This is a genomic window from Flavobacterium rakeshii, from assembly GCF_009741375.1.
In the GTDB taxonomy this organism is placed as follows: Bacteria; Bacteroidota; Bacteroidia; order Flavobacteriales; family Flavobacteriaceae; genus Flavobacterium; species Flavobacterium rakeshii.
In genome coordinates, this window is the sequence record NZ_WOWP01000011.1 from 103,272 (window position 1) to 118,316 (window position 15,045).

At 38.8% G+C, this 15,045-nt stretch carries 12 protein-coding genes and 1 tRNA gene; 10 read left to right on the plus strand and 3 right to left on the minus strand.

Annotated features, from left to right (window positions below; all coding sequences use genetic code 11):
* Positions 1–67 precede the first annotated feature (67 nt).
* Positions 68–140 (plus strand) — tRNA-Phe (locus GN157_RS03065).
* Between the two features lie 66 nt (positions 141–206).
* Here GN157_RS03065 and GN157_RS03070 read toward each other — a convergent pair.
* Positions 207–440, minus strand: a complete 234-nt coding sequence (locus tag GN157_RS03070; RefSeq protein ID WP_394350053.1) for a hypothetical protein — start codon at positions 438–440, stop codon at positions 207–209.
* A gap of 145 nt (positions 441–585) precedes the next feature.
* Positions 586–876 (minus strand): RNA recognition motif domain-containing protein, encoded by a 291-nt coding sequence (locus GN157_RS03075; protein ID WP_157481658.1) that lies wholly within the window; start codon positions 874–876, stop codon positions 586–588.
* Positions 877–1,180: 304 nt separating this feature from the next.
* Here GN157_RS03075 and GN157_RS03080 point away from each other — a divergent pair, with 304 nt between their 5' ends.
* From GN157_RS03080 to GN157_RS03120, 9 genes are all read left to right on the plus strand, one after another.
* Positions 1,181–2,437, plus strand: a complete 1,257-nt coding sequence (locus GN157_RS03080; RefSeq protein ID WP_157481659.1) for a DoxX family protein — start codon at positions 1,181–1,183, stop codon at positions 2,435–2,437.
* 90 nt (positions 2,438–2,527) lie between these two features.
* Positions 2,528–3,715 carry a porin gene (locus GN157_RS03085; protein WP_157481660.1) on the plus strand — a complete coding sequence of 396 codons (1,188 nt, stop codon included), beginning with the start codon at positions 2,528–2,530 and terminating at the stop codon, positions 3,713–3,715.
* Between the two features lie 74 nt (positions 3,716–3,789).
* Positions 3,790–4,881, plus strand: a complete 1,092-nt coding sequence (locus GN157_RS03090) for an acyl-CoA dehydrogenase family protein (RefSeq protein WP_157481661.1) — start codon at positions 3,790–3,792, stop codon at positions 4,879–4,881.
* 107 nt (positions 4,882–4,988) lie between these two features.
* On the plus strand, positions 4,989–5,567 hold the full coding sequence (locus GN157_RS03095) for an RNA polymerase sigma factor (protein WP_157481662.1): 579 nt from the start codon (positions 4,989–4,991) through the stop codon (positions 5,565–5,567).
* Between the two features lie 99 nt (positions 5,568–5,666).
* On the plus strand, positions 5,667–6,599 hold the full coding sequence (locus tag GN157_RS03100) for a FecR family protein (RefSeq protein ID WP_157481663.1): 933 nt from the start codon (positions 5,667–5,669) through the stop codon (positions 6,597–6,599).
* 93 nt (positions 6,600–6,692) lie between these two features.
* Complete coding sequence (locus tag GN157_RS03105; RefSeq protein ID WP_157481664.1) at positions 6,693–10,130, plus strand: SusC/RagA family TonB-linked outer membrane protein; 3,438 nt, start codon at positions 6,693–6,695, stop codon at positions 10,128–10,130.
* Between the two features lie 12 nt (positions 10,131–10,142).
* On the plus strand, positions 10,143–11,573 hold the full coding sequence (locus GN157_RS03110) for a SusD/RagB family nutrient-binding outer membrane lipoprotein (RefSeq protein ID WP_157481665.1): 1,431 nt from the start codon (positions 10,143–10,145) through the stop codon (positions 11,571–11,573).
* Positions 11,574–11,588: 15 nt separating this feature from the next.
* A complete protein-coding gene (locus tag GN157_RS03115; RefSeq protein WP_157481666.1) occupies positions 11,589–13,163 on the plus strand; it encodes a calcineurin-like phosphoesterase C-terminal domain-containing protein in 1,575 nt (524 codons plus the stop codon).
* A 2-nt stretch (positions 13,164–13,165) separates the two neighbouring features.
* Positions 13,166–14,083 carry a glycerophosphodiester phosphodiesterase family protein gene (locus GN157_RS03120; RefSeq protein WP_157481667.1) on the plus strand — a complete coding sequence of 306 codons (918 nt, stop codon included), beginning with the start codon at positions 13,166–13,168 and terminating at the stop codon, positions 14,081–14,083.
* 87 nt (positions 14,084–14,170) lie between these two features.
* Here GN157_RS03120 and GN157_RS03125 read toward each other — a convergent pair whose 3' ends face one another.
* Entirely contained in the window at positions 14,171–14,857 is a 687-nt protein-coding gene (locus GN157_RS03125; RefSeq protein ID WP_157481668.1) for a peroxiredoxin-like family protein, read from the minus strand.
* Between the last annotated feature and the right edge of the window lie 188 nt (positions 14,858–15,045).

Below are 15,045 nucleotides of genomic sequence, written 5' to 3' on the forward strand. Positions count from 1 at the left end.
TGATTTTTTTTGATTTTTGTTTTGGATAATATAAAAATGGTTCTATATTTGCACCCGCAATGACAACGGTACCTTAGCTCAGTTGGTAGAGCAATGGACTGAAAATCCATGTGTCCCTGGTTCGATTCCTGGAGGTACCACAAACAAAAAGCCGATTTACAAAATGTAAATCGGCTTTTGTTTTTTATGTAAAAACCTATACTGGTTTATTTGTATTTTTTATTAAAAGCATCACTACGCTTTTCATTTTTCACTTCAGGCTGCTTTTGTACCGGTGGTGTAGAGGTTAACTGCCCGTTCTTATCAACATAAACAAACATATCTTCCAGGCTTTTACCTTTATTGTTGTTTGTTTTCCTGTCCTCTCTTTTTAACTCTTTGTCTTTTTTCTTTTTAATTTTCTTTTTGATATTCTCTTTTTTTGTAAATGAGTCTGGCATAAATGTTATTTAGTTTTTAATTTATATTTACTTGTTTTTATTTGGCTATAAAAGCCAATGTAATATTCTAAGCACGCCTTAAAACAAAAAACTAAGGATAATACATAAAATGTGCTACCCTTAGTTTTTTTTAGTCAGGTTAGCTCTAGTAACTTCTTTTATTGAACTTAAAGTTCCCTCCCCCCGAATGGGTAGGCTTTTTACGGGCTTCGTTCACAACAATAGTACTGGATTCAAAAACGATTGCATTAAGCTCGTTAATAGCTTTCTCTCCTTCTTTTTTACTACTCATTTCAACAAAACCAAATCCTTTGGATAAACCGGTAAGACTGTCTGTTATAATTTTCGCTGTTTCGACCTCGCCATAAGTTGCGAATAGGTCACGTAATTTGGTTTCTGAAGTCTCCTGACTCAGATTCCCTACATAAATGTTCATGATAAAATTTGTTTAGATTAGAAAAGTGGCAACTGAAACGCCGGGCTGAAGAGAAAGTGTGAACAAATTGCAGATCAGAAAAAGCTCAGGCAGAAAACCAATATGGGTAAAGGTAAGCATAATAATTTCATTTACACCATTTTATTGTAAAAACCACACAAAACAGCACTATTATGCCACTACATAAGAGCTAAGAAAAAACATAATAATAAACACTTCATTTTTTTAAAATTAAAACCAAAGAAAAAGCCTACAACATTTTTAAACCGATTGCGTTATTCACTACACAACCAAATCAACAGTAATGAATAATTCAAACACCTTATCTCCAACGCCATGGAATGGCTTCGCTAAATTTCTTTTCAGGTTTTTCTTTGCTTATTGCGCCTTTTCAATACTACCCATAATAGGAAACACCCTGTTTAACATCACTAACGAATTAATTAGTCCGCTACTGGATATTGAGATTGTTAGACACATCAGCGGTAGTGGAGACACCCTGTATGATTATTCCAAACTAGCCTTCACACTTATCCTTGCATTAATAGTAGCATTGATTTGGACACTTGTTGACCGTAAAAGCAAAGAATATAAACTTATACTTTACTGGCAGGAAACCTACATCCGTTATTACTTAGGCGCCTTTATGCTGGTGTACGGATTCTCTAAAGTTATCAAAACCCAGTTTGGATATCCTTCACTTAGCGCCCTGCTCTCACCTTTAGGCAATAAATCACCTATGGGGCTGGCATGGACATTTATGGGATATTCTGACACCTACACTATATTTTCAGGTTTATGTGAAGTAGCAGGCGGCTTACTTTTAATGTATCGTAAAACACGAACACTGGGAGCCGTTGTATGTTTTGGCGTAATGCTAAACGTGTTTCTAATGAACATGTCTTATGATATACCGGTAAAACTATTCTCTTTTGAATTGCTACTCCTTTCCGCTTTCCTTATAGGGCTCGATTATAAAAGACTTGTAAATGTATTTATCCTGAATAAACCCGTAAGTGCACAACTTAACCGAAACCCATTTAAACCAAAATGGGCAAATCTTACTACACAGGTATTAAAAGGGATAGCTATTATAGCAGCCGTGTCGCTTATGATTTACAGAGGGATAGAATCGCAAGTACAATATGGAGATATCGCCCCTAAACCACCCATGTATGGAATTTATGAGGTAGAAAACTTTATCATAAACAACGACACCCTTCCACCTATGCTTACTGACACCATAAGATGGCGCTATGTTGTTTTAGACAAATGGGATTCAGGTAATATTTTTAAAATGCATACCAAAAGATACAACAGCAGGATATATTTCAGATCAAAAGCCGATACCATTAACAAACATATTTCATTTTTAAGCTATAAAGACTCTACAGAAATAGGTAAGTTTAAATACTACAAAACCGACAGTATTCATTATGCTTTTGAGGGCATGTATAAAAACGATACCATAAAATTAAACACCCTGCGTACAGATGAAAACGATTTCCTGCTCATGAACAGGGGATTCCATTGGATAAACGAGTATCCGTATAACAGATAAACAATCCGTATCACAGCAAAACACAAAAGCCTCTGAAAACCAGAGGCTTTTTTTTTGTAAATTAGTTATACCCAACTCAAAACCAACCCAATGAACAAAGTATTACCTTACCTTCTTTTACTCCTCTCCTTATCGGTATTTTCACAAACCGAAAAAGATTCTTCGGCTGTAAAAGTCCGCTACGGACACAAAGGCTTTGAACTTACCACAGCAGACGATCGTTTTGAGATGCAGATAAGGGCAAGATTACAATTTAGAGCCGCTACACCGGGTGACCAGAACCCGTTAACTTATGATGATTTTCAAACCGACAATAAAACAGTTTTCAAAATAAACAGGGCACGCCTTAAAGTAGGCGGACATGCCTATGAATCATGGCTTAAATATTATTTTGAATATGAACTCTCACAAAGCAACCTGCTTGACTTTAGGGTAATGCTGGAAAAATGGGATTTTTTGAGTTTTAAGGCCGGGCAGTGGAAAGTAGAGTTTTCCCGCGAACGATTTATTAGCAGCGGTGAACAGCAAATGGTAGACCGCTCTCTTATAAACCGCGAGTTTACACTAGATAGGCAACAGGGCATTGAGGTTTACGGACACCTGAAAGGCAAAGGTATAATTGACTTTAATTACTGGGTCGCTGCACTTACCGGAACAGGGCGTGGCAATACTGCTAACGATGATAACAACCTTATGTATTTTGGGCGATTGCAATGGAACTTTTTAGGACGTGAGGTAGGGTTTGAAAGCAGTGATTTGGAGTTTCATGAAAAACCTGCTGCCATAATTGCTTTTTCGGCAGCCACAAACCGTAGTCCTTACACGCGTTTCTCACAGGCAGGTGGTGGTTACATAACCGGATTTGAAGACGGTCTTGACGGACAGTACAGGGTAAACCAAAACAATTTAGAAACAGCTTTTGTATACCGCGGATTTTCGGGGCAGGCTGAATGGCATCATAAAAACATTTTTGACAAACTTAACGGAGACCAAAAAACCCGAATGAGGGGATATTACTTTCAGGGTGGGTACTTTTTTCATTACCTACTGGACTGGTTCCCTAAAAAAATGGAGATTGCCGCCCGTTATGCCGAATATAAACCCAATATCGATTTGGCACAAAACCTGGAAACAGAAACCTCCATAGCCTGTAACTGGTTTTTCCACGGGCACGCGTGCAAACTCACAGGCGAAGGATCGTATTTCAGTTATCAGGATAAAAGTCTTCCTTATGAAGGCGGATGGCGCTTCAGGCTTCAACTGGATATTTCTTTTTAATATTTCTGTCGTTTTCATTTTCTGTAACTGGCCTATACTTTACTTTTGCAAAGCATCAGTCTAAAGAAACTATTATGGCTAATTTTGAGTTTAACGATTTATGGACACAAACCATAAAAGAACATGCAGCACAATCGGAACAAAACGGTAAACTGCATCATAAAATCCTTAACCTCATCCATTCCCAAAACTGGTTTAACATTTATGTACCGAAAGTATATGGCGGACTGGAAAAACCACTACCGGAAATACTACGACTGGAAGAACAAATTGCAAAAGCCGATGGCAGTACCGGATGGACCGTTACCCTATGCAGCGGGGCAGCCTGGTTTGCAGCGTTTTTAGACCCTGATTTAGCAAAAGAAGTATTCAGCAACCCAAAAGCCTGCCTGGCAGGAAGCGGTGCCGCAACAGGAACAGCAACCGTTACCCCAAACGGATATAGTATTAACGGTAGCTGGAAATATGCCAGCGGAGCACTGCACGCCACTCATTTCACCATGAACTGCATGGTTAAAAACAATGATGGATCTGTCGTTTTTAATAATGACAATGAAGAACTCGTACTTTCCTTCCTACTCAAAAAAGAAGAAGTGACCATAGTACCTAACTGGCCTTCCATGGGAATGGTAGCATCGGGCAGCCATAGCTTTACCGTAAATAACATTGAAGTCCCTTCAAACCGAAGCTTTACCATAAACGGAAGCCCTAAAACAACTGCTCCCTACCTTAACTACCCTTTCCTGCAATTAGCCGAAGCCACACTGGCTGTAAACTTTTTAGGAATGGCATCACATTTTATTGAGTTGGTTAAAGATTTGTTTTATAACAGATCGGGCATGGAACGTTTCACCCCTGAACAGAAATCTTATTTTGAAGATGAATTCAAAAAAGCACAATCACAACTTCAGGATGATTCACAGCAATTTTATGAAGTTGTAGACCTATCATGGGAGAACTACATAAAACAAGATACTATCCCTAACGATATACTAAAGCAGGTATCACATTACAGCAGAACTTTAGCTCATGCTGCCCGAAAGGTTACCGATACCCTTTATCCTTACTGCGGACTGGAAGCTGCCAAAACCGAATCAGAACTTAACCGTGTATGGAGGGATTTACATACAGCAAGTCAGCATTCGTTACTCACTTTCCCGTTTTAAAAAGCACCAAAAACCTCATCAATTTAAACATTACATAACACAAACTTAAAATAAATCTCTGGTAGGTTTTACAGGATTGTCATTCATTTGCCTATGCTGTTTTTACCATGAGAGAAAAGCTTACTTCATTACCAGACAATGAATTACAAAACCTTTTAAAACAAGGGAATGAGGCGGCTTTTGGTGTTATTTTTGACCGCTACTGGAAAAAACTCTACAACTACGCCCACAAGATTTATCGTGACGAAGAAATTTGCCAGGATATTGTTCAGGAAATTTTTATCAGTCTTTGGAACAATGCTTCTTCCTCAAACATATTAAATCTTGAAGCCTACCTTATGCGTTCGGTAAAATACAGGGTCGCCAACCATATTAGAGGTTTGAAATTCACTCAGGAACATATCGATGTGTTACAGGACATTCCTACCCCATCCAAAACAACTGTTGATATAGAATATCAGGAATTTGAAAAAGGCATCCTTAACGAAATTGAAAAACTTTCTCCAAAATGCCGTGAAGTTTTTCTTTTAAGCCGTTTTGAAAACTACACTAATAGCGAAATTGCAAAAAAACTTAATTTATCGGTACACACAGTAGAAAAACACATAAGTAACGCTATTAAACACCTGCGCAACAACTTAGACAATTACCAGATGGCTATAATTATTATTTCATTGTTTCTTTAATGTTACGGCTTAACCTCGTTTTTTAAGAAAACATTAAACGTAATTTTCTTACTACTTGTTCGGGTCAAAAAATGTGACTTAAGGGTAAAAGCAAGTATTTTGAAAAAAGAAGATTTTATCATTTTAGCCCAAAAGTACGCATCTGGCAACTGCAATGAAGAAGAAAAGACTGCCGTTGAAGCTTACTTTGAAAAAATGCAAAAAACCACTGATGATATCCCAGAGTATATTCTTGACTCAAAAAGGGACAGCATCTACAATGAAATAAACAAAGCCATAAAACCGGTTAAGGTTATTCCGTTATGGAAAAAAGCCATGAGGGTTGCCGCTACCCTGTTTATAGTAGCCGGACTTGCTTTTTGCTACACACTTATCAATAAAGAGATTCCTACTGTTACCGAGTTTGCCGCTAAAGGGGAGAAAAAAGAAGTTATGCTGCATGATGGCAGCGTAGTAGTACTTAATTCTAACAGTAGTATTAGCTACCCCGAAGAATTTGGTAAAACCAGAGAGGTTACTCTGGAAGGCGAGGCTTACTTTAAAGTATTTCGCAACCCGCAACAGCCTTTTATAGTTCAAACCCACAAGGTAGACATAAAAGTACTGGGAACTTCATTCAACATTAATGCTTATGACACTCTTAATACCAAAGTAACTGTACTTACCGGAAAAGTACAGGTGAGTGATGAAGCCGGAAAAAAAGTATTTCTTATTAAAAACGAACAGGCAGAATATACAACTCAAAATGAGTTTGTACTATCTAAAGAGAATAGCAGCGATGGTATAGCATGGACTAAAAACATAATAATACTTAAAGACAATACACTTGCCGAAACTGCCAGAATACTTGAAAACTGGTACAATGTAACCATAAAATTTGAAGACAGCAGCCTTGAGAACCTTACTATGACAGGTAAGTACAAAAACGAGAAGCTGGAAAACATATTAGAAAGTATCGCCTTCCTTAAAGAAGTAAAAATTGATTATTTAACTAAAAACCAAATCATTATAAGAAGAAATACTCAACATTAACCAACACAAAAAAACCCGCGTCTGCTGCAACAGAAACGGGCCACTTACTTAAAACAAAGACTACAAACAAAATCAAATTTATAGCCTATAGTAATGGATACTAAACTACAATTTTTTTTGAATCGAATATCAAACAAATTATTTTATTTGTTTTGCGCCCTTTTCATGGCTGCAACCACAATTGCAGCTCCGGTAAAAGGACAAGCAACAGGTAAGCAAATTAACCTAGACCTAAAAAATGCCTCAATTACAGAAGTATTTTCTGCTATTGAAAAAGAAACAGAATTCACTTTCGTTTTTGACGAAAAAATATCGGGAGCTAACCAGCGCCTAACCATTAAAGCAGTTAACGAAAGTGTTGAAGATGTTTTAAACAAAATCACCGTTAAAACAGGATTCCTGTTCAAAAAAATAAACAACACCATCACTGTTACTAAAAACCAGCAGGAAATAATCCGCGGTAAGGTAATAGATGAAGACGGACTTTCACTACCGGGCGCTTCGGTACTTGAAAAAGGAACCAACAACAGTGTAGTGACCGATATGGATGGTAACTTTACCATTACCACTTCAACAGGTGCTACCCTTGAAGTGTCATTTATCGGTTTTGAAACCGTAGAGGTAAAAGCAAACCCTTCTAAAGAACTTATTATTACACTTGCTCTAAAATCAAACGAGCTTAATGAGGTAGTAGTAACAGCTCTTGGTATTAAAAGGGAAGAAAAACGTTTAGGTTTCGCGCAGCAAACTATTAAAACAGATCAGCTTGAAACTACAACTCCAAACAACTGGTCATCGGCCTTAAAAGGTAAAGTAGCCGGTTTAAATATAGTATCATCAGGATCAGGACCACTTAACTCACAACAAATTGTATTAAGAGGAAACAGATCACTTGTTACCGAAAACAACTATGCTCTTATAGTAGTAGACGGTGTACCTATGAATCAGGAAATGACAACATCAGGATCATCATCAGCCTATATGGGTGAAGATTCTCCTATTGATTATGGTAACGGTATATCTGAACTTAACCTTGACGATATAGAAACCGTAACTGTACTTAAAGGTGCAGGTGCAACAGCACTTTATGGTAGCCGTGCTGCAAACGGTGCATTAATCATTACAACAAAATCGGGTAAAAAGAACAAAGGTTTAGGTATTACTTATACAACAGGAGCTACGTTTGATGTAATACAAAGATGGCCGGACTGGCAGTATAAATACGGTCAGGGTACAGGAAATTCTTTTGGCGCAGACGGAAACCCATATTACTCTTACGGAAGCTCTGAAGACGGAGGTAGTACCGGTGGTACAAGTAGTGCATGGGGACCTGAGTTTAACGGGCAGTCATTTTACCAGTACGACCCAACACTTGAAGGGCAGTCGGCAGAAAGACAATTATGGCAGCCATATAAAGATAACCGTAAGGATTTCTGGAGAACAGGTGTAACGTATAACAACAACCTTTCTATACAGGGAGGTGACGAGAAAGGGTCAATGCGTTTCTCTTTAGGTCACCAAAAAAATGAGTGGATTATGCCTAACACAGGTTTCGAAAGAATATCTGCTGCTGTAAATGCTAACTATCAGGTTTCAGAAAGAATTAAACTGGGAACATCGGTTAACTTTAATAACAGAACCAGTGATAACCTTCCTTCAACAGGTTACAACAACGGATCTATTGCTTACTTTATGATATTCCAAAACCCTAACGTAGACCTTGACTGGTACCGTAGCATATGGCAACAGGGACAGGAAAACATCCAGCAGGTACACCCTTTCAGTTCGTACATAGACAACCCATACCTTATAGCTTATGAAGCTACTAACTCACTGGATAATGACCAGATAGTAGGTAACATTTTCGCTAACATTAACCTGGCTTCAAACCTTGACTTAATGCTTAGATCGGCTATTAATACTTACAGTCAGCACAGGGAGCAAAGAAGACCTTACAGTATTAACCGTTATGCAAAAGGTTTCTTTAAAACACAAAATGTATTTAAGCAGGAAGTTAATACTGATTTCTTACTATCATACAAAAACAACATAAGTAATTCTATTGCTTTCTCGGGATCTGTAGGTGGTAACCTTAAAAACTACAAATACAGAAACACTGAAGCAGAAGTTGAAGGCCTTGTAGTACCTAATGTTTACAAATTAACAAACGGTGTTAACGCTCCGCTTATCAGAGCAAGAGATGCTTTTGAAAAAGTTAACTCGCTTTACGGCTTAATGTCGTTCTCTTATAAGGATCAGATATTTATTGACCTTACCGGACGTAACGACTGGTCTAGTACCCTACCGGCTGCTAACAACTCATTCTTCTACCCTTCGGCTAACTCGAGCTTTGTTCTTTCTGAGATGTTCAACATGCCAAAGGCTATCGATTACTTAAAATACCGTTTCTCTTTTGCACAGGTAGGTAACGATACCGGACCTTACAAAACACAGAAATACTATGACCAGAGTGATTTTGCAAGCTCGGCTGTGGCTCCGGTATTACTATTTAACGACCACTTTAAGCCGGAAATTACTACCAGCTTTGAAACAGGTATTGAGTTATACATGCTTAAAAAACGTATTAATCTTGATGCTACTATTTATGAGAGTAATACCAAGAACCAGATTATAGAAGTACCTATGGATTACAGTACAGGTTACAGCAGAGCCGTACTTAATGCTGGTAAAGTAAGAAACCGCGGTATAGAAATATTATTAGGCGGTAAAATATTTGACAATCCAAAATTCAAATGGGCTGCTAACCTTAACTGGTCACGCAACTGGAACAAAGTACTTTCGTTAGCCGAAGGTATCCAGGATCAACAGGTAATTGGTGAAGGTGGTACTGCATCGGTAATTGCACGTGTAGGCGGTACAACAACTGCAATTTACGGTTATGGTTTTGTACGTTCTGACGACGGACAGATTGTTTATGACAATGCTGGTTTACCGGCTTACCCGGATGAGATACAATACATAGGCGATGCCAGCCCTAAATGGAAAGCCGGTTTAACAAACGTATTTACTGTTGGCGATTTCACTGCCAGCGTAACGGTTGACGGACAGTATGGCGGTATTATTTACTCGCAAACGCACCACAAATCTATGGAGCAGGGTAAACTTACCTCAACGTATTATGGTAGAGAAGAAGGCTTTATTGTAGGTGACGGTGTTGTTCAAAACGGCGACGGTACTTACTCTCCAAATACTACACAGGTTAAACCTGCCGACTGGTATAAGAGATACTACCGCAGAGCTAATATTGAATCAAACTCATTTGACGCTTCATACCTAAAACTTCGTGAGGTGAGCCTTGGATATAACTTCCCAAAAACGTGGTTAAAAAATACAGGACTTAACTCAGTTCAGCTTTCAGTATTTGGTAGAGATCTGGCAGTAATTTCAGACTTCCCAATATATGATCCGGAAACTGCAGCACTTAACGGTAACGTAATGCTACAGGGTATAGAAATGGGGCAAATGCCTTCGCCTGCAACTTATGGTTTTAACTTAAAAGTGAATTTTTAATCTGATTTGAAAATGAAAAAGATAACTTATATAGCCGCCTGCTTATCGCTGTTTATGCTTAACACAGCCTGTACAGGTGATTTTGAAGAAATAAACGAAGATCCAAACCGTATAGCACAAATTAGTCCGGGTACACTTATTAACCCTATCATTTATGGCATGGCAAGTCACAATGCATCACGCAGTGCCAGTACTAATTTTGACCTTATGCAGGTTACCCTGCCTTTCCCAAGTGTATCGGGAGGCTTACATCGTTATGACGTTAGTCCTAATATAGGTAACTCGTCGTGGAATACATCATACAAGTGGCTGGCAAACATACGCGAAATGCGTATGGCTGCCGAAGCTTCGGGAGATAACAACTATCTGGCAGCTGCTTTAACGCTTAATGCATGGGTATATTCAAACCTAACAGACCAGTTTGGACCTGTACCTATGACTGAGGCGGTAAGAGCTGAAGACGGTATACTTTACCCGGCATACGACAGCCAGGAACTTATTTATGAAACCATACTTAACGACCTGGAAACAGCTAACCAACTATATGATACCGATATGGGTATGATATATGCAAGCGACATCCTTTTTAACAATGATGTTGAGAAATGGAAAAAGTTCACCAACTCACTACACATGAGACTTTTATTAAGAATCTCAAACCGTACTGAAACGAATGCTTTCCAAAAGCTTACAACAATGATAAACAACCCTGAAGAATATCCTGTATTTGAAAGCAATGCCGAGTCGGCTATACTACAGGTAACAGGTGTAGGTGCAAACGTATCGCCATGGGGAAGACCTCAGGATTTTAGGCTTAATGTAAAAATGGCTTCATTCTTTATTGACAATCTTAACGACTGGAATGACCCAAGGAGACCGCTTATCGCTACCACAGGTACTGATCTTGACAATAACAACATTGGCTACATAGGTATCCCAAGCGGATATGACGGACCGGATTCTCAGTTTGAATACAATGCCTCTACCCTACAGATACTACAGGTTACCAACCCAATGCAAATTTTCATCCTTCCTTATTCGGAAGTAGAATTCATTAAAGCAGAGGTTGCACAAAGAGGTTTTACAACTGATGCTGAAGAGCATTACAACAAGGGTATTAAGGCAGCTATTGAGCAGGTTAAAGCTACTGTGCCAGAGGATTATTTTGACAACACAGCAGTACAGTATGACGGTACACTGGAGCAAATAATGCTTCAAAAATACTACGCCCTGTACTTTGTAGATTATCAGCAATGGTTTGAGTTTAGAAGAACAGGCTTACCTGAACTTCCTACAACTCCTGCAATGCTTAACAACGCTATGATGCCATCAAGATTCCCTTATCCTTCAGATCAGCAGATTTATAACCTTTCAAACTATCAGGATGCTGTACAAATGATAGGTGAAGACGACATCAACACCAAAGTTTGGTGGGATAATTAATAGATTCAACTAAAAATGAAGAAACACATTATTACAACAGGTATGCTGCTTTTCGCAGCATACCTTTCTGCCCAAACCGTTAAAGGGACAGTATATAACGATACTAACCTAAACGGTAAAAAAGAAAGAAAAGAAAAAGGTATTGCTAATGTTGCCGTTACTAACGGACGTGATGTTGTACTTACCGACAAAAACGGTAATTATGAACTTAGCATTAACGATGATGCCATAATATCGGTAATTAAACCGGCCGGGTATAATGTTCCTGTAAACAGCGACAACCTGCCTCAGTTTTTTTACATCCACAAACCACAGGGTTCTCCTAAAGCAAAATTCGAGGGTGTTACACCAACAGGGAAACTACCTAAGTCGGTAGACTTTGCCCTAACAACTGCTAAGGAAACCGAAGATTTCACTGCGCTTGTTTTTGGTGATCCGCAACCATACAATCTTGAAGAGATTGACTTTTATGCAAGAGGTATTGTTGCCGATGTCCAGGACAAAAAAGGTGTTACTTTCGGGCTTAGTATGGGCGACCTTGTAGGTAACGATCTTAGTCTTTTTAATCCATACATACAGGCAACAAAGAAAGTAGGATTACCTTGGTATAACGTACTGGGTAATCACGATTTGAATTTTGATGCTGAAAGTGATAACCTTGCCGATGAGACCTATGAGGCTCACTTTGGCCCTGCCAACTATGCATTCAACTATGGCAAGGTTCACTTTATAGTGCTGGACGACGTTATGTACCCGGACCCAAGAGATGCAAAAGGTTACTGGGGCGGTTTTAGGGAAGACCAACTTGAGTTCCTTGAAAACGACCTGAAGTTTGTACCTAAAGACCATCTTATTGTATTGGCTTTTCATATCCCAATAAGCGAACCGGAAGCAAACGATGATTCTTTCCGCGATGAAGACCGTAACAGGATGTTCCGTGCGTTAAAAGATTATCCTTATACCCTTTCCCTTTCGGCTCATACGCATTTACAGCGTCAGGATTTCTTTACTAAAGAAGACGGATGGTTACAGGACAAACCTCATCACCATTATAATATCGGTACAACTTCGGGCGACTGGTATTCGGGTAAACTGGATGAAAAAGGAATCCCTATCTCTGTAATGAGAGATGGTACACCAAAAGGTTATGCCTTTATCCATTTTAACGGCAACCAGTACAGTATTGACTATAAAGCTGCCGGAAAAGCCAAAGAACACCAAATGGAGGTATTTGCCCCTAAGGTGGTTGCTAAAGGAAAAAGAACAAAAGCAGGTGTTTTTGTAAACTTCTTTATGGGAGGTAAAAATGATAAAATTGAATACCGTGTAGACAATGGCAAATGGGAGCAAATGCACCATGTTGAAGCACAGGATCCGTCATATGTGGAACTGGTTTACGAATGGGACCTTGCCGAAGAGCTTATGGCAGGAAGACGTTCGTCAGATCCGGTTATCAGTACACACGTATGGAGAGGCAGTCTTCCGGCTAACCTTGAAACCGGTGAGCATAAAATTGAAATCAAAGCTACCGATATGTTTGGTAAGGTACACACAGCCGTAAAAAGCTACCGAATAGAAATGCCTAAATAATTATGAAATACAATAAAGCCTATTTAGTTTTCGCAATGGCAGGAGCAATGATTTCCTGTAAAAACGAAAGTAAGAAAGTACAGGAAACTGTTGAGCAACCTAATATCACTATAGAAGTACAGGGACACAGGGGTGACAGGGGTAATTTCCCCGAAAACACCATACCTGCCTTTTTAAGTGCCGTTAAAAAAGGTGCTGATGTGGTAGAGCTTGATGTGGTAATATCTAAAGACGGTAAAGTGGTGGTTTCACACGAACCTTTTATGTCATCATTGTATGTTACCACTCCGTCAGGAGATTCTATTACAAAGGAAACCGAACGCAGCTATAATCTGCATGAAATGACCTACGACAGCATTAAAAAGTTTGACACGGGCTCTAAAGGAAATAAAAACTTTACCCAACAACAAAAAATGCATACCTACAAGCCATTACTTGAAGAAGTGATAGACAGCGTAGAAAACTATGTAAAGGCAAATAACAGTAAACCTGTACATTATAATATCGAAATCAAATCGGAAGAAAAAGAGTATGGCATCAGTCAGCCACATCCTACTGTTTTTATAGATATGGTAATGGAGGTACTTACTAAAAAATCGATAATAGGCAAAATGAATATTCAGTCATTTGATCCTGCTATCCTTAATGAAATGCATAAAAAATACCCTCAGGTAACCCTTGCTTACCTTACCGCTAAACCGGGCATAGACAGCAACCTGTCGCAAATGGACTTTACACCATCTATTTACAGCCCTAACTATAAGCTGGTAAATGAGGCTTTTATAGACTCTTTAAGACAAAAAAACATGCGTGTTATTCCGTGGACCGTGAATAACGATGAAGACATAAACCGCATGATACAGCTTAAAGTAAACGGTATTATTACCGATTATCCAGAGAGAGTACTTAGCAAGTTATAAAAATCGTTTCGTTGTGTTTAATTGAAAAAACCCTCAAAGGCAGTGCCGGCGAGGGTTTTTTACTATATATAAAAATGGTTTGATTGCTTATGGCAAATGGTCCACAATTTCCTCAACACTTGCTCTTTCTCTATAGTTAGGATTAAAGTGTCTATACACTATTTTACCGCCTTTATCAATAACAAACGTTGCCGGAACCGGTAACACAGCCTCACCTGTAGCATTAGTTTCCGCTACCGATGCGCTTAATTTTTCCTTGATCATATCCTGATAGCTGTCGGTTACTTTAAAATCTACATCAAAAGCACGCATTATGCTTCCGTCAGCGTCAGATATGGTAGTGAAATCGGTTTTCGTTTGTTCTTTGGTTTTGGCTACATTCTCATAGGTTTCGGGTGTAATGATAACCAGTTTGGCACCTTTATCCTCAATCTCTTTAGCTCTTTTGGCAAACTCGGCTAAATGTCTGCTACATACCGGGCACCAGTAAGCACGGTAAAACAACACCACAACAGGTTGTTTTTCATACAGACTTTGCAGTGTAACCGTTTTACTATCGGCAGTAGTCATGGCAATCTCCGGAGCCATATCTCCTACTTTAAGCCCTTGTGGCAAATCGGTAGTATCCATACCAAAATCGGCATAAGCGATAGTATCTTTTACAGGTTCAGCCTGCTCTGTTGTAACAGCAGGTTCTTCAACTGTTTCTTTGGTTTCATTTTTACAGGCAGTTACCGCACTAAGCAGTAATAGGGATGCCACAATTTTTTTCATAATGTTTTTTAGGTTTCTTAATGCAGTTTAATAATAATTATGTCTACTTGCGATAACAAATAAGATGCAGGTAGACGGATAAAACATTTCACAAAAAATTTGCCACTTTGCTTCTCTCACCAAAATCTTTTACTTTAAAGCAATAAAAGCAATAGGTATAAAAACACCTGATTTCACCTCTCAACAAG